Source organism: Phytopseudomonas seleniipraecipitans (assembly GCF_900102335.1).
GTDB lineage: Bacteria > Pseudomonadota > Gammaproteobacteria > Pseudomonadales > Pseudomonadaceae > Aquipseudomonas > Aquipseudomonas seleniipraecipitans.
On record NZ_FNBM01000002.1, the window covers coordinates 130,225 to 148,741 of the forward strand.

17 protein-coding genes are annotated in these 18,517 nt (G+C 62.2%); 5 read left to right on the forward strand and 12 right to left on the reverse strand.

Annotated features, from left to right (window positions below):
* The first annotated feature begins 36 nt into the window (after positions 1-36).
* The 3 genes from nhaD (at position 37) to BLS60_RS05440 (ending at position 3,882) form a co-directional block, all read left to right on the forward strand.
* On the forward strand, positions 37-1,416 hold the full coding sequence (gene nhaD, locus BLS60_RS05430) for a sodium:proton antiporter NhaD (protein ID WP_070883343.1): 1,380 nt from the start codon (positions 37-39) through the stop codon (positions 1,414-1,416).
* 115 nt (positions 1,417-1,531) lie between these two features.
* On the forward strand, positions 1,532-1,828 hold the full coding sequence (locus BLS60_RS05435; protein ID WP_070883344.1) for a winged helix-turn-helix domain-containing protein: 297 nt from the start codon (positions 1,532-1,534) through the stop codon (positions 1,826-1,828).
* A 224-nt stretch (positions 1,829-2,052) separates the two neighbouring features.
* Complete coding sequence (locus BLS60_RS05440) at positions 2,053-3,882, forward strand: SLC13 family permease (protein WP_092365663.1); 1,830 nt, start codon at positions 2,053-2,055, stop codon at positions 3,880-3,882.
* Positions 3,883-4,267: 385 nt separating this feature from the next.
* Here the strand turns inward: BLS60_RS05440 and BLS60_RS05445 are convergent, their stop codons facing one another.
* A complete protein-coding gene (locus BLS60_RS05445) occupies positions 4,268-4,735 on the reverse strand; it encodes a bacteriohemerythrin (protein WP_092365666.1) in 468 nt (155 codons plus the stop codon).
* A 195-nt stretch (positions 4,736-4,930) separates the two neighbouring features.
* Here BLS60_RS05445 and rlmF point away from each other — a divergent pair, with 195 nt between their 5' ends.
* Positions 4,931-5,908 (forward strand): 23S rRNA (adenine(1618)-N(6))-methyltransferase RlmF, encoded by a 978-nt coding sequence (rlmF, locus tag BLS60_RS05450; protein WP_092365669.1) that lies wholly within the window; start codon positions 4,931-4,933, stop codon positions 5,906-5,908.
* On the opposite strand, the gene BLS60_RS05455 is transcribed toward rlmF, so the two are convergent.
* Entirely contained in the window at positions 5,884-6,534 is a 651-nt protein-coding gene (locus tag BLS60_RS05455; RefSeq protein ID WP_244153367.1) for a DUF998 domain-containing protein, read from the reverse strand. The two genes, rlmF and BLS60_RS05455, sit on opposite strands and share 25 nt — an antisense overlap.
* Positions 6,535-6,718: 184 nt before the next feature.
* Between BLS60_RS05455 and BLS60_RS05460 the strand changes: the two genes are divergently transcribed.
* A complete protein-coding gene (locus tag BLS60_RS05460; RefSeq protein WP_092365674.1) occupies positions 6,719-8,338 on the forward strand; it encodes an NAD(P)/FAD-dependent oxidoreductase in 1,620 nt (539 codons plus the stop codon).
* On the opposite strand, the gene BLS60_RS05465 is transcribed toward BLS60_RS05460, so the two are convergent.
* The 10 genes from BLS60_RS05465 to BLS60_RS05510 form a co-directional block, all read right to left on the reverse strand.
* Complete coding sequence (locus BLS60_RS05465; protein WP_092365677.1) at positions 8,326-8,847, reverse strand: GNAT family N-acetyltransferase; 522 nt, start codon at positions 8,845-8,847, stop codon at positions 8,326-8,328. The two genes, BLS60_RS05460 and BLS60_RS05465, sit on opposite strands and share 13 nt — an antisense overlap.
* Before the next feature lie 96 nt (positions 8,848-8,943).
* Positions 8,944-9,276: a Na+/H+ antiporter subunit G gene (locus tag BLS60_RS05470; RefSeq protein WP_070882320.1), complete on the reverse strand. Its 333-nt coding sequence runs from the start codon at positions 9,274-9,276 to the stop codon at positions 8,944-8,946.
* Positions 9,277-9,289: 13 nt separating this feature from the next.
* Positions 9,290-9,559 carry a K+/H+ antiporter subunit F gene (locus BLS60_RS05475; protein ID WP_070882319.1) on the reverse strand — a complete coding sequence of 90 codons (270 nt, stop codon included), beginning with the start codon at positions 9,557-9,559 and terminating at the stop codon, positions 9,290-9,292.
* Complete coding sequence (locus tag BLS60_RS05480) at positions 9,544-10,047, reverse strand: Na+/H+ antiporter subunit E (protein ID WP_070882318.1); 504 nt, start codon at positions 10,045-10,047, stop codon at positions 9,544-9,546. The genes BLS60_RS05475 and BLS60_RS05480 overlap by 16 nt, the downstream gene beginning before the upstream one ends.
* Entirely contained in the window at positions 10,044-11,558 is a 1,515-nt protein-coding gene (locus tag BLS60_RS05485) for a monovalent cation/H+ antiporter subunit D (RefSeq protein ID WP_092365680.1), read from the reverse strand. The genes BLS60_RS05480 and BLS60_RS05485 overlap by 4 nt, the downstream gene beginning before the upstream one ends.
* On the reverse strand, positions 11,558-11,884 hold the full coding sequence (locus BLS60_RS05490) for a Na+/H+ antiporter subunit C (RefSeq protein WP_092365683.1): 327 nt from the start codon (positions 11,882-11,884) through the stop codon (positions 11,558-11,560). The genes BLS60_RS05485 and BLS60_RS05490 overlap by 1 nt, the downstream gene beginning before the upstream one ends.
* Complete coding sequence (locus BLS60_RS05495) at positions 11,884-14,676, reverse strand: monovalent cation/H+ antiporter subunit A (protein ID WP_092365686.1); 2,793 nt, start codon at positions 14,674-14,676, stop codon at positions 11,884-11,886. Before BLS60_RS05495 ends, BLS60_RS05490 begins: the two co-directional genes overlap by 1 nt.
* A gap of 450 nt (positions 14,677-15,126) precedes the next feature.
* Positions 15,127-15,591: an outer membrane lipoprotein gene (locus BLS60_RS05500; protein ID WP_092365689.1), complete on the reverse strand. Its 465-nt coding sequence runs from the start codon at positions 15,589-15,591 to the stop codon at positions 15,127-15,129.
* A 240-nt stretch (positions 15,592-15,831) separates the two neighbouring features.
* Positions 15,832-16,974: a glycerate kinase gene (locus BLS60_RS05505; protein WP_092365692.1), complete on the reverse strand. Its 1,143-nt coding sequence runs from the start codon at positions 16,972-16,974 to the stop codon at positions 15,832-15,834.
* A 54-nt stretch (positions 16,975-17,028) separates the two neighbouring features.
* Entirely contained in the window at positions 17,029-18,387 is a 1,359-nt protein-coding gene (locus tag BLS60_RS05510) for a GntP family permease (protein ID WP_092366530.1), read from the reverse strand.
* Between the last annotated feature and the right edge of the window lie 130 nt (positions 18,388-18,517).

The window sequence follows — 18,517 nt, forward strand, 5'->3', positions numbered from 1 at the left end:
GACCTCAACACTCATAAAAAATCAGGCGGACCCACCATGTATGCGTTGATGGCTGTCATCTTTGTTTTTGGTTACCTGTGCATCGCCCTTGAACATCCGCTGAAGATCGACAAGGCCGCCTCTGCGCTGCTTACCGCCGTGGTGGCCTGGACGCTGCTGGTGCTGGGTGCCGACAGCATCATGCCGATGATCGGTTCAGGCACCGCCGGTTCAAGCACCAATACCCATCGTGTGGTCGAGGAGCTGCGCCATCACCTCGGCGAGATCTCCGAGATTCTGTTCTTCCTCATGGGCGCCATGACCATCGTCGAACTGATCGATGCCCACGAAGGTTTCAAGGTGATCACCGACCGCATCCGCACCAACAAGCGTGTGCATCTGCTGTGGCTGGTGGGTCTGATCACTTTTTTCCTGTCCGCAGCACTGGATAACCTGGCTACCACCATCGTGATGATTTCGCTGCTGCGCAAGCTGATCGCCGACCGGCACGAACGCTGGTTCTACGCCGGCATCGTGGTGATCGCCGCGAACGCTGGCGGCGCCTGGTCGCCGATTGGCGACGTGACCACGACCATGCTGTGGATCGGCGGCCAGGTCAGCGCCACCGGCATCATTTCCCAATTGTTCCTGCCCAGCCTGGCCTGCCTGCTGGCACCGCTGATCCTGTTGAGCTTCAGGCTGCGCGGTGAGATCCAGCAGCCGCCGCTCCAGGAAAGCCCCGAGAGCCGCGACCCGACCACGCCGTTCGAGCGTAATCTGGTGTTCGGCCTGGGCCTGGGGGCGCTGATCTTCGTGCCGATCTTCAAGACCATCACCCATCTGCCCCCCTATATGGGCATCCTTTTCGGTCTCGGCCTGCTATGGGTGGTGACCGAGGTGATCCATCGCAGCAAGAACAGTGAAGAAAAGGACCCACTGTCGGTAGTCGGCGTATTACGCCGTATCGACATCACCAGCGTGCTGTTCTTTCTCGGCATTCTGCTGGCCGTCTCCGCGTTGTCGAGCGCCGGGCACCTTATTCAGGTCGCCACGCTGCTCAAGGACAGCCTGGGCAATGTCTACAGCATCGCGATGTCCATCGGCTTGCTGTCAGCCGTGGTGGACAACGTGCCAATGGTGGCGGGCGCCATGAAGATGTACCCGCTGGTTACCCCCGAGATGCTCAGCCTCGCCGACGTCGACGAGCTGCCCTGGCTTAGCAAATTCGTCATCAACGGCAATTTCTGGGAGATGCTCGCCTACTGCGCCGGCACAGGCGGTAGTTGCCTGATCATCGGCTCGGCGGCAGGCGTTGCGGCCATGGGCATGGAGAAGATCAACTTCATCTGGTACCTCAAGCGCATCACCGGCCTGGCCTTCCTCGGTTATCTTGCTGGCGCCGGTACGTACGTTGCGCTGGTGCAACTGGCCGGTTGATGAAGATGAATGCCCAGCCGCGTTTGCGCGCGGCTGGCGGGTTGTCCCGCTGCGTAGGGCCGCGCCGTCAGCGCTGCTATAGTCGCCCTACCCTGGCCCAACACGGACAACCTGCATGGACGTAAGCAAGACCAAAACCAGCTTCTACCGCCGCCTCTACGTTGCCTGGCTGATCGACAGCGGCACGGCCGATAGCGTGCCGGCGTTGATTGCCGCCACCGGCATGCCACGACGTACCGCCCAGGACACCCTCACTGCGCTGGAAGAGCTGGATATCCATTGCGAATTCCAGCAGCAGGATGGCGAACGCAACAACGCCGGGCGTTACCTGATCCGCGACTGGGGCGCCATCGACAAGCACTGGATCGCCGCCAACCTGCAGCAGATCAAGGCAGTACTCGGCTATCCCTGAGAAACTCCCAACGTCTGCTGCTTATCGACACTGCGGCGTTAACAGCAGACTTGGCAACCACGTGCTCAAACACACACTAGTGCTGCCAGACGCGAAGCGGTAATGCTCACTTATACCTGTGAACTCCGCTACCTCGCCTCTTTCGCGAAGCCGCCTGGGCCTCGTACTGTTATCGCTCGCGAGCCTTTAAACGGGCGCTGAAACTTCCTTGACAAGGAGCCAGAATGACCTACGAATTACTCATGGTGCTCGGCCTGTTGTTCACCGCCGTGGTGCTGTTCATTCTCGACAAACCACGCATGGACGTGGTCGCGCTGATGATTCTCGTCGCCTTGCCGCTGACCGGCGTGCTCAGCATTCAGGAGACCCTTGCCGGCTTCAGCGACCCCAGCGTAATCCTCATCGCCGCGCTGTTCGTGATTGGCGAGGGGCTGGTGCGCACCGGCATCGCCTATCGCCTCGGCGACTGGTTGGTGGCCAAGGCTGGCAGCAGCGAAACACGCCTCTTGGTGCTGCTCATGGTGGCGGTCGCCGGGCTCGGCTCGGTGATGAGTTCGACCGGTGTCGTGGCGATCTTTATCCCGGTGGTGCTTGGTGTGGCCGCACGCCTGAAGATCGCACCGGGCCGGCTGATGATGCCGCTGGCGTTTGCCGGACTGATCAGCGGCATGCTCACCCTGGTGGCCACGCCGCCGAACATGGTGGTGCACAGCGAGCTGCTGCGCGCCGGCCTGCCGGGCTTCGACTTCTTCAGCTTCACACCAATCGGCCTTACCGTACTGGTACTCGGCGTGCTGTACATGCTCGCCACCCGGCGCTGGCTGCAACGCGACGATAGCGGTGACGAGACCGCGCCGCCGCGCCTGACCCTGGCCGATCTGGCCCAGAGTTACCGGCTCAGTGAGCGCGAACGGCGCTTGCAGGTACGCGCCGACTCCCCTCTGGCCAATCAGGCACTGGATGAACTGAAACTGCGTTCGCAATACGGCATCAATGTGATCGCCGTGGAGCGCCAGCGGCAGTTTCGCACCCTGCTGCTGATGGCCACCGGCAATACCCAGGTGCAGCCTGGTGACGTGCTGCTGGTTGACCTGGCCAGCCCGGCCATCGCCCTGCTCGGCGCCTATGACGAACTTGGCCTGGAAGCCCTGCCGTTGCGCAACTCCTACTACAGCGTGCATTCCCACGAGCTCGGCTTGGCCGAAGTGGCCCTGCCGCCGGAATCACATTTGCCGGGCAAGACCATCCAGGAACTTGGCCTGCGCAGCCGCTACAAGCTCAACGTGGTCGGTCTGCGTCGCCATGGCCAGGCGCTGGAAGGCCTGCTGGTGGACGAGAAGCTGACCCACGCCGACACGCTCTTGGTGGCCGGTAGCTGGAAGCGGATCCACCACCTGCAAAGCCTCAACCGCGACTTTCTGGTGCTCAGCCTGCCGGCCGAGGTCGATGAAGTGGCGCCTGCCGCCAGCAAGGCGCCCCATGCCCTGCTAAGCCTGATGGTAATGGTCGGGCTGATGATCAGCGGGCTGGTGCCCAACGTGATGGCCGCGCTGATCGGCTGCCTGCTGATGGGCGCCTTCCGCTGCATCGACATGACCAGCGCCTACCGGTCGATCCACTGGCCAAGCCTGATTCTTATCGTCGGCATGCTGCCCTTCGCCCTGGCCCTGCAGAAAACCGGCGGTATCGACCTGGCGGTCAACGGCCTGGTCGGCGCGCTGGGCGAGTCCGGGCCGCGGGTGATCCTCGCAAGCCTGTTCACTGTTACCGCACTGATAGGCCTGTTCATCTCCAACACCGCCACTGCGGTGCTGATGGCTCCGGTAGCGATCGCCACCGCCCAAGCATTGGGTGCCTCCCCCGTACCCTTCGCGATGACCGTGGCGCTGGCCGCCTCGGCCGCCTTCATGACACCGATCTCCTCACCGGTGAACACCCTGGTGCTGGGACCGGGCCAATATCGTTTCGGCGACTTCGTGCGCATCGGCGTGCCGTTCACCGTGCTGGTGATGATCGTCAGCGTGGTGATGGTGCCGTGGATATTCCCGCTCTAGATCAACGTAAGGAACAACGGCGGGTTGGTGGCGGGAGCGGCCGTTCACGATCGCGGGAGGGGCTCTAGGCGTAGGGTGGACGACGCTTCATCCGTCCACCGCTTTACGATCGCAATGGTGGATGAAAAAAGCGCCATCCACCCTACGTCTACCTGGGATGCGCGCAGATGATGCGTAACCTACGAATGGTGGGAGCGGGCGGGGACGCCCAGTTGTTCATGCACGCGAATCGCGGGCACGGCCCGCTCCCACAGTCGTAGGGTGGACGACGCCTCATCTACGCGGCCCGACCCGTCCACCGCTCTGCGATCGCAATGGTGGATGAAAAGAGCGTCAGCTACGCGCCCCGATCCACCCTACGTCCGCTCTCGCCTTGAAACACCCGCTATGCCGCGCGAAAGAAGCGCCGTTTGGCGCGACTCAGCCAGCCGTCTTCGGTCTTGTCGGCGGCCAGGCGACGCAGGTTTTCGGTAACGGCCGCCACGTAGTTCTGGTCGTCATTGCGAATATGGCCGAACAGCCAACGCCCGAGCAGGCTGCGCAATTCATCGCAGACGTCCTCGCCCTGTTTGAAGCGCGTGCGGTAGTCGTCGACCCGCTTGATGAAAATGTCGTGCACCCGCTTGTGGGCCTTGGTGAACACGTAGCCGGCCTCTTCGAGCATCGCCTCCTCGAAAGCGAAGTGCGAGGTGGTGTAGTCCACCAGCTCCTCGATCACCTGGGCCACGCCCTCGCGTGAACTCTTCTGTTGCGCGACATATAGCTCGTTGATCATGTCGACGATGCGCCGGTGCTGACCATCGATCACCGCGATCCCTGTGTTCAGGTCATCGCTCCAATTGAGATAGGCCATGTCGGCCTCCCTGTCATATCCATAGATCGCGCCAGTCTAGAGCTGGGCAGGCGGCGCACCCTTGACCTGGGTCAGTGCGCCGCCGAACGCCAATCGTGGCCGCCGCAGCTTTCCAGCGCACCGCAGCAAAGCCGGCAAGCACGTCACGGACGGCTGTGGGAAAATGTCCCACCGCCCTTTGTGTGATCCATCAGCATGCCTGCCAAACGCCCGCCGAAACCGCCTGCCTCGCCGACTGACAAAGGTCAGCTGCATCCGCGCAACCGCCACCAAGGGCGCTACGACTTCCCGGCGCTGATCAAAGCCAGCCCGGAGCTGGCGGCGTTCGTGATCATCAATCCGTACGGTAACCAGAGTATCGACTTCGCCAACCCGGCGGCGGTGAAGGTCTTCAACCGCGCCCTGCTCAAGCAGTTCTACGGCATCGCGCACTGGGACATCCCGGCGGACTATCTGTGCCCGCCGATTCCGGGGCGCGCGGACTATTTGCACTACCTGGCGGACCTGCTGGCCAGCGACAACGGCGGTGAAATCCCCAGGGGCGCCGGGGTACAGGCACTGGACATCGGCGTGGGCGCCAACTGCATCTACCCGCTGCTGGGCACCTGTGAATACGGCTGGCGGTTCGTTGGTGCAGACATCGCGCCGCAGGCCATCGCGTCGGCCAGGGCCATCGTGCAATCCAATCCTGGCCTGAGCGAGCAGATCGAGTTGCGCCTGCAGCCCGACGCGCGACACGTTTTCACGGGCTTGTTGCAGCTTGGTGAGCGTTTTGCCCTCACGATCTGCAACCCGCCCTTTCACGCCTCGGCTGACGAAGCCACCAGCGGCAGCAAACGCAAATGGCGCAATCTGGGCAAGCTCGATCCCAAGCGCAAGTTGCCGGTGCTGAACTTCGGCGGCCAGGCAGCCGAGCTGTGGTGCCCCGGCGGTGAAGCGGCGTTCGCCTCCCGACTGATTCGCGAGAGCGCCGAACATGCTGAACAGGTGCTGTGGTTCAGCACGCTGATTTCCAAATCCGGCAACCTGCCGGGCGTGTACGCCGCACTCAAGAAGGCCGGCGCGCTGGAAACCCGTACGGTGGAAATGAGCCAGGGCCAGAAGCAGAGCCGCTTCGTGGCCTGGACCTTTCTGAATAGCGAGCAGCGTCAGGGGTGGTTGGGCACTCGCTGAATACGTTCGCGCCGCAACAACATCAGCGCCAGCGCAGCCACCCATAAAAGCGATGCGCCGTAATTGATGCGTTGGTAAAGGCCGAACCCATGACCGCTTTCCAGCGCCCCGGCCATCAACGGCAAGGTGCCGAGCACCAGCAACGTGCACAGCAGCGACAGCCAGGAAAAACCGCGTGAGCCGAGCAGACGACGTCCCAGGTAAACCCACAGCGCACTGGCCAGCAGCAGGCTGAGCGCCATGGCCAGCCCTGCGAGGTTATGCAGATTCTGGCTGGCCGACGGGCTCTCTGGCGCGCAGCCTGCATCACAGGAAAAGTAACCAGTACCGAAGCTGCCCAGGCCATGCACGACGATCAGAATGCCACTCAAGCGCGCCCAGCGATTGTCGAAACTCAGCGCAACGGCGACGCCGAAGACCATGAACAACGCGCCCAGCGGGAAGTTATTGATCAGCGGTGACAGGCTCTGGGTAGGTGCACCGTGAGCGCCAAGCAGGCTCATGGCGTGGTCTAGATGGCTATAGCCGGGATAAAGCGCACCGGCCAAGGCCACGCCCAACGTCAGCCAGAGCGGTGTGATGAGGCCAGCCAGATAGCCGATGGAAAGCATCCTTTGCGATTGCATGCGAGAGTCCTTTGCGCCGGTGAGGTCTGGCAATGACGCACCTGATCCAACAAGTGACACACTTCATCTCGGCTCTGCCCGTCGACTGCGCAGCCTGAACTGCAGCCTCGTGCGGATTTTTCGGCCATAATCGCCGCCCTCGAAAAGCTGCCGGGTGACCTCCGGCCCTGAAAGGTAGACCGACATGCTGCGCATCACCGAACTGAAACTGCCCCTCGACCACGCGGACGATGCCATTCGCCCTGCACTCGTAGAGCGCCTGGGTATCGACGACAGCGAGCTGCTCGAGCTCAGCGTGTTCAAGCGCAGCTACGATGCGCGCAAGAAGTTCGGTGACATGCCCTTTATCTACACCCTCGACTTCAGCGTGCGTGACGAAGCCGCGCTGCTGGCGCGCCTGAACAATGACCGCAACCTTGGCGTCGCCCCGGACGTGCGCTACAAGCCGCTGACCATCGCTGCCGAGCAGCAGCCGGCACAGCGCCCGCTGGTGATCGGCTTCGGCCCGTGCGGCATCTTTGCCGCTCTGCTGCTGGCGCAGATGGGACTCAGGCCGATCGTGCTGGAACGGGGCAAGGAAGTGCGCCAGCGCACCAAAGACACCTGGGGCCTGTGGCGCAAGAACGTGCTCGATCCTGAGTCCAACGTGCAGTTCGGCGAGGGCGGCGCGGGGACCTTTTCCGATGGCAAGCTGTACAGCCAGATCAAGGACCCCAACCACTACGGCCGCAAGGTGCTGGAAGAATTCGTAAAGGCCGGTGCACCGGACGAAATCATGTATGTCAGCAAGCCGCACATCGGCACCTTTCGCCTGACCGGCGTGGTCGCCACCATGCGCGAAGAGATCAAGGCGTTGGGCGGTGAAGTGCGCTTCCAGCAGCGCGTCAGCGACGTGCTCATCGAAGACGGCCAACTGGTCGGCGTAGAGCTGGAAAGCGGCGAGCAGATCCACAGCCGCCACGTGATTCTGGCCCTCGGCCACAGCTCGCGTGACACCTTCCGCGCACTACACAAGCGCGGCGTGTTCATGGAAGCCAAGCCGTTCTCGGTGGGCTTCCGTATCGAGCATCCGCAATCGCTGATCGACCGCGCCCGCCTCGGCAAGTACGCCGGGCATCCGAAGATCGGCGCCGCCGACTACAAGCTGGTGCACCACGCCAAGAACGGTCGCTCGGTGTACAGCTTCTGCATGTGCCCAGGCGGCACTGTGGTCGCCGCCACCAGCGAGCCGCACCGCGTGGTAACCAACGGCATGAGCCAGTACTCGCGCAATGAGCGTAACGCCAACGCCGGTATCGTCGTCGGCATCACGCCAGAGCAGGACTACCCCGGTAGCCCGCTGGCGGGCGTCGAACTGCAGGAGCGTCTGGAATCGCTCGCTTACGTGCTGGGCGGCAGCAACTACGAAGCGCCAGGCCAACTGGTTGGCGACTTCATTGCCGGCAAGCCGAGCACCGCGCTGGGCAGTGTCGAGCCTTCCTACAAGCCCGGAATAAAGCTGGGTGACCTGGCGCCGTCACTGCCGGACTTCGCCATCGAGGCTATCCGTGAGGCGCTGCCGGCCTTCGGCAAGCAGATCAAAGGTTTCGACCTGCACGATGCAGTACTCACCGGCATCGAGACGCGCACCTCCTCTCCGCTGCGCATCACCCGGGGCGAGGACCTACAAAGCCTCAACGTGCGCGGGCTGTTCCCGGCCGGAGAAGGTGCAGGTTATGCCGGCGGCATTCTTTCGGCGGGCGTCGACGGTATCCGCGTCGCAGAAGGGCTGGCCCGCGCTCTGCTGCAGGGTCAGCCGGGCTGACCCACCGGCGTCTGCCAGCGGCATAGGGTGGTGCGCCGCGACCCATTGGGCCGGCGCTCGGCATCGTCGTAGGTGCTGATTTCGACGAAGCCTGCCTTGCGCATCATGCCTGCCGACGCGGCGTTTTCTTCGTGACGGTCGATGTAGATGTCGTCGAGTCCATCGGCGTGGATGGCCGCCACCACCTGTCTCAGCAACTCCGAGCCAAGACCACGCCCGGCCATGTCGCGATGGATCACCGCCTCGCAGACGTAGGCGTGCGCATCATCCTGGCGGCCCAACGGTTGGTATTCATGAAACCAGGTGGTGCGTACATGGCTGACAAACCCCAGCAGCCTGCCCTCTTCTTCCGCCAGCACGGCGCGCGTGCTGCCATCGCCAATACCGTGAAGGTGGGCCAGGACCTCTGCACGCGGCAGGTGATTCCAGGGATTGGCGCCATGTTCGAAAATCAGCGCACAAAGCGCGTCGACATCAGCGGCGGTGGCCGCGCGGGATTGCCACTGCATCGGTGAAGCCCTCATGGCAAACGAACACGCGATGCAGTCTATGAGTGATACCTGTCTGGCGACAGGCACATTCGCTGAGGCAGTCTGCCGCTCAGTTCAGGAATCCCAGGGGCGCCCGCGGGTGCGATCGAGCAGTTTGACCTTCTGTTGCATCGCCGACTTGGCCAGCATGTGAGCACTGACCGGCGCGGTGATGAACAGGAACAGGGTGATCAGCAACTCATGAAGGCTCAGGCCGTTGCCCAGATTGCCGAAAAAAATCATCGAGGCGGCGACCATGCTGCCCACTCCAAGCGTTGTCGCCTTGGTAGGGCCGTGCAAGCGGGTGAAAAAGTCCGGCAGGCGATACAGACCGATCGCGCCGATCAACGCGAAGATACAGCCCACAAGCAGGAAAAAGGCGACCAGTGCTTCGATCCAGAATGCCATGATGAATCTCCAGTCAGTCGATGATGTCGCCGTGCAGCATATGTTTGCCCACTGCAACAGTGCCGACGAAACCCATGATGGCGATCAGCAGCGCCGCCTCGAAAAACAGATCCGACTCCAGCCAGATGCCGAACAACACCAGCAACGCGAGCGCATTGATATACAGCGTATCGAGCGCCAGCACTCGATCCGGCATGTCGGGCCCGCGCAGCAGGCTGATCACGTTCAGCAGTGTGGCGACACTCATTATCGCCATGCACAGAAGAATCACGTATTCGAGCATTGGAAGATCTCCATCAGCGGTGCCTCGTAGCGCGATTTCACCTGGTCGATCAGGGCCTCGGCGTCATCGACATCAAGAACGTGCAACAGCAGGGTTTTGTGATCCGCGCTGAGACCGGAGGACACGGTGCCTGGCGTGAGAGACAGAATGCACGCAAGCACCGACAGGATGAATTCATTCTCGATGTCGATAGGCACTTCGACGAACGCCGGTTGCAGCTTTTCAATGCGTCCGAGTACCAGCTTTGCCACGCTGATATTGGCACGCAGGATGTCCCACAGCACCATCAGGACATAGCGCAGCAGCAACAGCGGACGCTTCAGGCGCGGCAGATCGACCATGAAGCCCCGGCATAGCAGGGCAATGCCCCAGCCCAGGAACGCGCCCAATAGCAAATGCGCGACACTGGGTGTATTGACCAATAGCAGCCAGATCACTGTCAGCATCAGGGTGAGCATGGGGTGAGGCAACCAGCGAGAGCGACTCATGCCTCACCTCCACGCACGATTTGCAGATAGGGCTGCAGATTCAGCAGCTGTTGCGCCGTCGCCTGCATGTATTCCTGCACTGGCTGAGCGGCCACCACCAGCAACGGGCTAAACGCCAGGAGGCCAATCACGACGAGGATTCTGACCCAGTCGGACTCGGCGTCTGCCGCCGATTCAGGCGCCGAGCGCCAGAACAGCGTGCTGCCGGCGCGGCCAAGGGCGATGACCATTACCAGCCCAGCGATCAGCACCACCGGCCACAACACCAGCATCTGCTCGCCGGTCTGCGCCGAGCGCAACAGCATCAGCTTGCCGAGGAAGCCGGAAAATGGCGGCAGCCCGGCCACTGAGATAGCGGCCATGAAAAATAACGAGCCGAGTAGCAAGGGTTGCAGCAAACGGGGACCCTCGCGCAGCCGGCCGCGCAGCCGGCCGCGCAGTTCGCCGCGCTGGCGGGCCACCACGTCGGCCAGCAAGAACAGCCCGCCGCACACCCAGGTGCTGTGCACCAGATAGAACAACGCCGCTGCCAGGCTTTCTGGCGTGGCGATCGCCACACCCGCCAGCAATGTGCCGACCGACACGATGACCAGGTAGCCGATCACTCGCTCGAGGCTGCGCATCGCCAACGCACCAGCAGCGCCAACGGCCAACGTGAGCATCGCCAATGGCCAGAGCAGTTCATCGACCAGGTGAGCAAGGCCACCGGCCTCGCTGCCAAACATCAGCGTGAAGACGCGGATCACCGCATACAGGCCGACCTTGGTCATGATTGCGAACAGCGCCGCTACGGGCGCCGTGGCGGAGGCATAGGCACTGGGAAGCCAGAAGTACAGCGGCAGAATGGCGCCCTTGAGGCCGAACACGATCAGCAGCAGATAGCCAGCCGCTGCGATCAGCGGCTGCCGCTCGACATCCGCGGCGGCGATTTTCACCGCCAGATCAGCCATGTTCAACGTACCCAGCAACCCATAGAGCGTGCCGACGCCAATCAAGAACAGCGACGAAGCGACCAGATTGAGGACCACATAGTGCATCCCGGCCTTGACGCGCTTCGGCCCGCCGCCGTACACCAGCAGCGAGTACGAGGCGATCAGCAGAATCTCGAAGAACACGAAGAGGTTGAACAGATCGCCGGTCAGAAAGGCGCCGTTGATGCCCAGCAACTGGAATTGCAGCAAGGCATGAAAGTTCGGCCCGCGCTCATCGTCGCCCCGAATGGCGTACAGCGCAGCGAACGTAGCCAGCACCGCGGTCACGACCAACATCAGCGCCGCGAGTCGGTCGAGCACCAGCACGATACCGAACGGCGCCTGCCAATTGCCCAGGGCATAGACATGCAGCACGCCGGTGTTGGCCTGCAGCAACAGCCATACACTCAGCGGCAGCAAAGCCAGGGTCGAGCACATCGATATCCAGCGTTTGCCGGTCATCGACAGTCGCGAAAGGATCAACAGCAGGCTGCCAGCGAACAGCGGCAGCAGGATCGGCAGAATTACCCCATGATTCATCAGCGTGGTTCCTCGCCGTCCACATGATCGGTACTCAACTCACCGAGTGCCCGCAAGGACAGCACCACCACGAAAGCGGTCATGGCAAAACCAATGACGATGGCGGTCAGCACCAACGCCTGAGGAAGCGGATCCCCGTATTCACTGCTTTTGCCGATCACCGCCGGCACGCCGGTGCCTAGGCGGCCCATGCCGAACAGAAACAGGTTCACTGCATAGGAAATGAGGGTCAGCCCCATCACCACCGGATAGATGCGTGCGCGCATCAGCAGATAGACGCCGCTGGACGTGAGCACGCCCAGGGTAATGGCGAATAACGCTTCCATCAAAATACCTCCTTGCTGGATTCGTCCTGACTGACATGGCCGATATTGGACAGGATCAGCAATGTCGCTCCGACGACTGCCAGGTACACGCCAAGGTCGAAAAGCAGCGCCGTGGCCAGCTCGAACTCACCAATCAGCGGCAGGTGGAAATGATTGAACGCGGAGGTCAGGAACGGTGCGCCGAAGACAAAACTGCCCAGGCCGGTCAATGCCGCGATCATCACCCCCAAACCGGCCAGGCTGTGGAAGCTGAATGGCAGGCGGCGCTGTGTCCACTCCACACCATGGGCGACGTATTGCAGAATCAACGCCACGGCGGTGATCAGCCCGGCAATGAATCCGCCACCGGGCAAGTTGTGCCCGCGCAGGAAAATGAAGGCCGACACCAGCAGCGCCATTGGCAAAAGCACGCGAGCGATATTGTCGAGAATCATCGGATGGGCGTCGCGCGACCACTCCTTGCCGTTGGCATCGGTGCGCGGATGCGGCAGATGCAGGCCCGACAGCAGCCCGTAGATACCCACGGCGGCGATCGCCAATACGCAGATCTCGCCCAAGGTATCGAAGCCACGGAAGTCGACCAGAATGACGTTCACCACGTTGGTGCCGCCACCTCCGCTGACACTGTTCTCCAGGAAGAACGAGGAGATGCTGTCGTACGGACGGGTCATGATCGCGTAGGTCAACAGCGCCACCACGATGCCTGCGCCCCCCGCCAACATGAAATCACGCAAACCACGCAGGCTACTGGATTCCATGGGCGTGCGGTCCGGCATGAAGAACAGCGCCAGCACGAGCAGAATGATGGTTACCACTTCGATTGACAGCTGAGTCAGTGCCAGATCAGGCGCGGAGTAGCGTGCAAAGCCCAGCGCCACCATCAGCCCGGCGCAGCTGAGAATCATCAGGGCCTTCAAGCGGTTGCGATGGAACACCACGGTTAACACCGCCATCACGCAGAGCACTGCCATGCCGAACGCGGTGATGCCATCCATAGGCGACAGTGGAACCTCACCGCGAAGCCTCTTCAGCGACGACAGCGCTATGGTCAGCAACAGCAGCGCGCTGAACAGCAGCAGGGCTATATAGCGCTGCAACGAACCGCTTTCCAGCAGGCGCGTCAGCTTACGAGCGCCTTTCGCCAAACCGGTGACGCAACGTTCGAATACCTCGAGCGAATTGACCGACGGCAGACCGTTGTACCAACGGAACAGCGGCTCACGGCACAGGTACACGACGATACCGCCGAGTAATGCGATGAAGCTCATCATCAGCGGCAGATTGAAGCCGTGCCAGATCGCCAGGCTGTATTCCGGCACGTGACCGTCGAGGGTCGCAGATACCGCCGAGGCCAGCAGCGGCGCTACCGTATAAGCCGGAACCACGCCTACCAGCAGGCAAATGAACACCAGCACTTCAACCGGTATCTTCATGTAGCGCGGCGGCTCATGAGGCGGGTACTTGGGCAGGTCTTTCGGCTCGCCGTTGAAGAACACGTCGTGAATGAAGCGCAGCGAATAGGCTACCGAGAAGACACCGGCCAGGGTCGCGGCGGCCGGGATCATCCAGTTGAAAATGCCCAACAGGTCCTGATTGAGGGTTTCGCTGAAGAACATCTCCTTGCTGAGGAAGCCATTGAGCAGCGGCACGCCAGCCATGGCGGACGCTGCCACCATGGCTAGCACCGCGGTATGCGGCATGTACTTCCATAACCCGGCGATCTTGCGCATGTCGCGGCTGCCGGTTTCGTGGTCGATGATCCCCGCCGCCATAAACAGCGACGCCTTGAAGGTCGCGTGGTTGATGATGTGGAACAGAGCAGCGACCGTGCCCATGGTCGTGTCCAAGCCAAACAGCAACGTAATCAGGCCCAGGTGACTGATGGTTGAATACGCCAGCAAGCCCTTGAGGTCATGCTGGAACAGCGCCATGCCGGCACCGAACAGCAGCGTCGCCATACCGGTCATGCTGACCAGGTAGAACCACCAGTCCGTACCGGACAGCGCCGGATAAAGACGCGCCAGCAGAAACACCCCGGCCTTGACCATGGTTGCCGAGTGCAGGTAAGCCGATACCGGTGTGGGCGCCGACATGGCTTGCGGCAACCAGAAGTGGAACGGGAACTGCGCGGACTTGGTGAAGACGCCGAGCAGAATCAGGATCAAGGTCAGCGGGTACAGCGAATGGGCGCGGATTACATCGCCCGCCTCCAGCACCTGGCTCAGCTCGAAGCTGCCAGCGATGTTGCCGAGCAGAAGAATACCTGCCAGCAGCGCCAAGCCGCCGCCACCGGTCACCGTCAGTGCCATGCGCGCGCCACGGCGCGCATCGGAACTGCCGCTCCAGAAACCGATCAGCAGGAAGGAAGACAGACTGGTCAGCTCCCAGAACATCAGCATCAGCAGCAGGTTCTCGGAGAGCACCACACCGAGCATGGAGCCCATGAACAACAGCAGATAGGCGAAGAAGCGCCCCATCGGCTCCTGTTTGGCCAGGTAATAACGAGCGTAAAGAATGACCAGCAGACCGATGCCGAGAATCATCAGGGCGAACATGAACCCGAGGCCATCCAGCCGCAAGCTCAGGTCCAGGCCGAGATTCGTCAGCCACGGATAGCGAACGGTCTGCACCTCACCGGCGAATACGGCCGGTTGCTCCAGCCACAGCAGCACGAGAGCCGCCGCCGGGCCGAGCGCAGCGCCCAGCGCACACAGCGAGCGGCCCATACGGTCGGCCAATAACGGCAGGATGATGCCCAGAAATGGTAAGGCGATGATCAGCGCAAGCGCCATACACTAAACCCCTTGTACAAGCCCGTCATTCAACTGGACGGCCAGTTAGTGTGTGTCAGAAGGCCGGTCGCCAGGCGTCCGGGCCGATCCCTGCGGTAGTTGCGTAAACCCAATCCTGCAGGCGGTGGAACCACCAGTCGCAGCGTCAAGACCAAGTATCCGCACGCGGTGCAGCCCGGTCTACTGACTGGCGAAACAACAGAGGCGTTCGACTTGTTTTTCTGCTCACGGACCGCGGCTGGCACCTGCCGGGAAAACGCCGTCGATTATGCTTAACTATCGACCACGCGTCATGGATAGAATTATTACGAAAGCTATCCCTGCCCTGCGCCGCAAAGCCGCACCTTACGCAACGGTCCGCTCAATTGCTCCAAAAAAAGGCCGGACCAGCGAACTGGCCCGACCTTTCCTAGCGACTGCAAACGAAACGCTGGTTCCGTCAGCACCCCATCAATGGGTGACGCGGCTGGTGCCGTTCACCGTCATGATGCGTACTCGCTCGCCGACGCGGAAGACCTGATTCTCTTCGACTGCCTGCACATAAGCGCGCATGCTGCCGTCGTCTTCACGGACGGTGATTTCCACACCTTGGGTACGCGTGATGCCTTCTTCGGTCGCAGCGCCCAGCAGGCCACCTGCCACGGCACCGATCACCGCCGCGACGGCCGAGCCACGCCCGCCACCGACGCCACTGCCTGCCACACCGCCGATCACGGCACCGGCACCGCCACCGATCGGCGTCTTGGTGCCCTCGATTTTGACCGGGCGCAGAGATTCGATGGTGCCCATGCGAACGGTCTGTACCGCGCGTGCTTCATCACGCGAATAGCTGTCGCCAGTCAGACTCGATGCGCAGCCGCCGAGAGTGAGAGTCGCTGCGGCAAACAGGACAACGAAAATACCAAGTTTATGCATGACGATTCTCCAGACGTGGACTGATAACGCTATGACAGCACGGTAAGCAGGACGCTCATTCAGAATGCGCAAATTGCACCGCTCGTTCAGAAACGGTACAGCATTGCGCTTCGGCAACGTCACACGCACCAGCGAGTATAGGCAGCGCCGAAACCCGATTGTCGCCATCCCGACGCAGTGCACACTAGCGACCAACAGCCAGCATCGAGCCGCATGAGAAGGCACCATATGGCACTGTGATCAGCTTCTTGCCGCCTGTGCCACGCGCCAGAATCGGGCGAGATCAGCGGCCCGCGCCTCCAGTTCTTCGGCGGCGTGAGCGCACGCGTACTCGAGGCTGATCGGCCCGGGCGCCAGGCTGAACGCTGCCTCGATACCTGCCTCGCGCACCTGCTGATAGCCATCGCCCAGACTGCCGGCCAGAGCAACCACCGGAACGCCCTGCGCCTGCGCTACCCGCGCCACACCAACCGGGGTTTTGCCATGCAGACTCTGGGCGTCCAGCCGGCCCTCACCGGTAATGACCAGATCCGCGCCAGCAACAGCCTCGGCCAGCCCGGAAAGTTCTGCTACTAGCTCGACACCCGGACGAAAGCGGGCATCGAAGAACGCTTTGGCGGCAAAGCCCAGCCCACCGGCCGCCCCCACGCCTGGGAAATTGCTGAAATCTTCGCCCAGCGCCTCGCTGACCACTTCGGCCATGCGCGCGAGCGCAGCATCCAGCTCCTCGACTTGCGCAGGGTTGGCACCCTTCTGCGGCCCGAACACCGCTGAGGCGCCTCGGGGGCCACACAGCGGATTGTCGACGTCTGCAGCCACATCAACCTGTACGTCGTGCAAACGAGCATCGAGTGCACTGAGATCGACGCGCTGCAACTTGGCCAGTGCCGCCCCGCCAGGCCGCAACTCGTTGCCGCCGGCGTCGAGAAAGCGTGCGCCGAGCGCGCGCAACAGGCCGCTGCCGCCATCGTTGGTGGCACTGCCGCCGAGGCCGAGAATGATTCGCGTGGCGCCGGCATCCAGCGCTGCCCGAATCAACTCTCCAGTGCCGTAACTGCTGGTTACGCGAGCATCACGCTGTGCGCTCGGCACCCAGTGCAGGCCGCTGGCAGCGGCCATCTCGATGACTGCCGTGCCATCTCCCAGCCATCCCCAGTGGGCCTGTACCTGCGTGGCCAAGGGGCCCTGTACAGTCAATTCACGGCGTTCGCCGCCAGTGGCCGCCAGCACCGCATCCACAGTGCCTTCACCGCCGTCGGCCATCGGGCACAAGGCGATTTCGGCATCCGGGTAGACGGCGAGCCAGCCGCGGGCAATGGCCTGAGCAACCTCAGGCGCACTCAGGCTCTCCTTGAACGAATCAGGAGCAATGACGATTTTCATGGAGGCGACCTCGAAAACGGCGGGGCGCCCGCGGGCGCCCCCAAGAGAAACGGCTTACAGCAGTACCAGGCTGAGCAGCCAGACGGTAAGCATGCCGACCACGCCCTGAATCAGGGTGGCCACGGTCTGCGCGCGGTAAGCGACGGCTACCGGCATGCGGCTGAACTGGGTAACCACCCAGAAGAAACTGTCGTTGGCATGCGAAACGGTCATCGCACCCGAGCCGATAGCCATCACGGTGAGTACACGCCCCATCTCGCTATCCAGGCCAAGCTGCGCCATCAGCGGGGCAACCATCGCCGAGGTGGTCACCAGTGCCACTGTGCTCGACCCCTGAGCCGTCTTGAGTGCAGCAGCAACGAGGAACGGCATGAACAGACCGACGCCCAGGCCCGACAGCGTGCTACCCAGGAAACCGCCCAGTGGCGATGCGCTCAGTACCGCGCCGAACGCTCCGCCTGCACCGGTGATGAGCAGGATCGGGGCGGCGGAAACGATGCCTTCGGCGACCCGGTCATGCAGGGCCTGACGCTTGCCGTTGCCCTTGAGCAAGGTGCAGGCCAGGAGCAGGCCGAACAACAGGGCGATCACTGGCTGCCCGCAAAAGCGCAGCACGGCAAACACATCACCCTCACCGAAGGGTTTGCTCGGGAATGCTGCGATCGAGCCGAGGCAGATGAGCAGGATCGGCAGGAAAATTGGCGAGAAGGCCTGCATCGCGCTGGGCAACTGACCGTATTTGGCGCGCAAATCGGCAAAATCTTCGCTGCTGGGCAGCGGTGTACCGTCGTCTACCAGGGCGATGTCCTTACCGACGAAACGGTTCGCCCACAACATGCCGGCCAACGCGGTGACCATCGCGACGAACAGGCCGACGGCAATCACCAGCCCCAGGCTCGATTCAAGCCCCAGGTTGCCAGCGGCGGCGATGGGCCCAGGTGTTGGCGGCACAAAGGTGTGAGTGGCGTACAGGCCTGTCGCCAAAGCGACGCTCATGGCCACCACCGACACTTTCATGCGCGCGGCCAATGCATTCTTCAGCGAGTTGAGGATGACGTACCCGGAGTCACAGAACACCGGAATCGACACCAGGTAGCCGATGATCGACATGGTCAGCGTCGGGAAGCGCTCGCCGAGCAGCTTGATCACCGTCTCCGCCATGGTGATCGCCGCACCGCTGCGTTCGAGAATCACGCCGATGATGGTGCCCAGCACGATCACGATGCCGATATTGCCGAGGATGCCGCCAAAGCCGGTGGCGATGGTCTTGAGAATGTCCTGATGAGGCAGCTGGTAGGCAAAGCCAGCGATCAGGGCAGCTGCCAGCAGTGCAAGAAAGGGGTGGAGCTTGAGACGGGTGGTCGAGAGCACGATGAACGCGATCAATGCGACCAGGATCAGAACCAGAGCCATGCCGGTGTCCTCATTGTTGTTATGGTGGGTGCTACTGCTGCGCATTGTCACTCAGCGGCGTGCATCGGCACCCTGTTCACTCGCACAATCAGCAACGCAAACCAGGCGGCAGTTACTGTGCATGCGCAAC

Bases quoted from the DNA above. Each gene is read 5' to 3' on its own strand.
- BLS60_RS05480 (WP_070882318.1), bottom strand. From the start codon at position 10,047: ATGAGTCGCTCTCGCTGGTTGCCTCACCCCATGCTCACCCTGATGCTG.
- BLS60_RS05510 (WP_092366530.1), bottom strand. From the start codon at position 18,387: ATGGCTCTGGTTCTGATCCTGGTCGCATTGATCGCGTTCATCGTGCTC.
- BLS60_RS05455 (WP_244153367.1), bottom strand. From the start codon at position 6,534: ATGCAATCGCAAAGGATGCTTTCCATCGGCTATCTGGCTGGCCTCATC.
- BLS60_RS05495 (WP_092365686.1), bottom strand. From the start codon at position 14,676: ATGGCGCTTGCGCTGATCATCGCCTTACCATTTCTGGGCATCATCCTG.
- rlmF (WP_092365669.1), top strand. From the start codon at position 4,931: ATGCCTGCCAAACGCCCGCCGAAACCGCCTGCCTCGCCGACTGACAAA.
- BLS60_RS05500 (WP_092365689.1), bottom strand. From the start codon at position 15,591: ATGCATAAACTTGGTATTTTCGTTGTCCTGTTTGCCGCAGCGACTCTC.
- BLS60_RS05470 (WP_070882320.1), bottom strand. From the start codon at position 9,276: ATGGCATTCTGGATCGAAGCACTGGTCGCCTTTTTCCTGCTTGTGGGC.
- BLS60_RS05475 (WP_070882319.1), bottom strand. From the start codon at position 9,559: ATGCTCGAATACGTGATTCTTCTGTGCATGGCGATAATGAGTGTCGCC.
- BLS60_RS05490 (WP_092365683.1), bottom strand. From the start codon at position 11,884: ATGGAAGCGTTATTCGCCATTACCCTGGGCGTGCTCACGTCCAGCGGC.
- BLS60_RS05440 (WP_092365663.1), top strand. From the start codon at position 2,053: ATGACCTACGAATTACTCATGGTGCTCGGCCTGTTGTTCACCGCCGTG.
- BLS60_RS05505 (WP_092365692.1), bottom strand. From the start codon at position 16,974: ATGAAAATCGTCATTGCTCCTGATTCGTTCAAGGAGAGCCTGAGTGCG.
- BLS60_RS05485 (WP_092365680.1), bottom strand. From the start codon at position 11,558: ATGAATCATGGGGTAATTCTGCCGATCCTGCTGCCGCTGTTCGCTGGC.
- BLS60_RS05435 (WP_070883344.1), top strand. From the start codon at position 1,532: ATGGACGTAAGCAAGACCAAAACCAGCTTCTACCGCCGCCTCTACGTT.
- BLS60_RS05445 (WP_092365666.1), bottom strand. From the start codon at position 4,735: ATGGCCTATCTCAATTGGAGCGATGACCTGAACACAGGGATCGCGGTG.
- BLS60_RS05460 (WP_092365674.1), top strand. From the start codon at position 6,719: ATGCTGCGCATCACCGAACTGAAACTGCCCCTCGACCACGCGGACGAT.
- BLS60_RS05465 (WP_092365677.1), bottom strand. From the start codon at position 8,847: ATGCAGTGGCAATCCCGCGCGGCCACCGCCGCTGATGTCGACGCGCTT.
- nhaD (WP_070883343.1), top strand. From the start codon at position 37: ATGTATGCGTTGATGGCTGTCATCTTTGTTTTTGGTTACCTGTGCATC.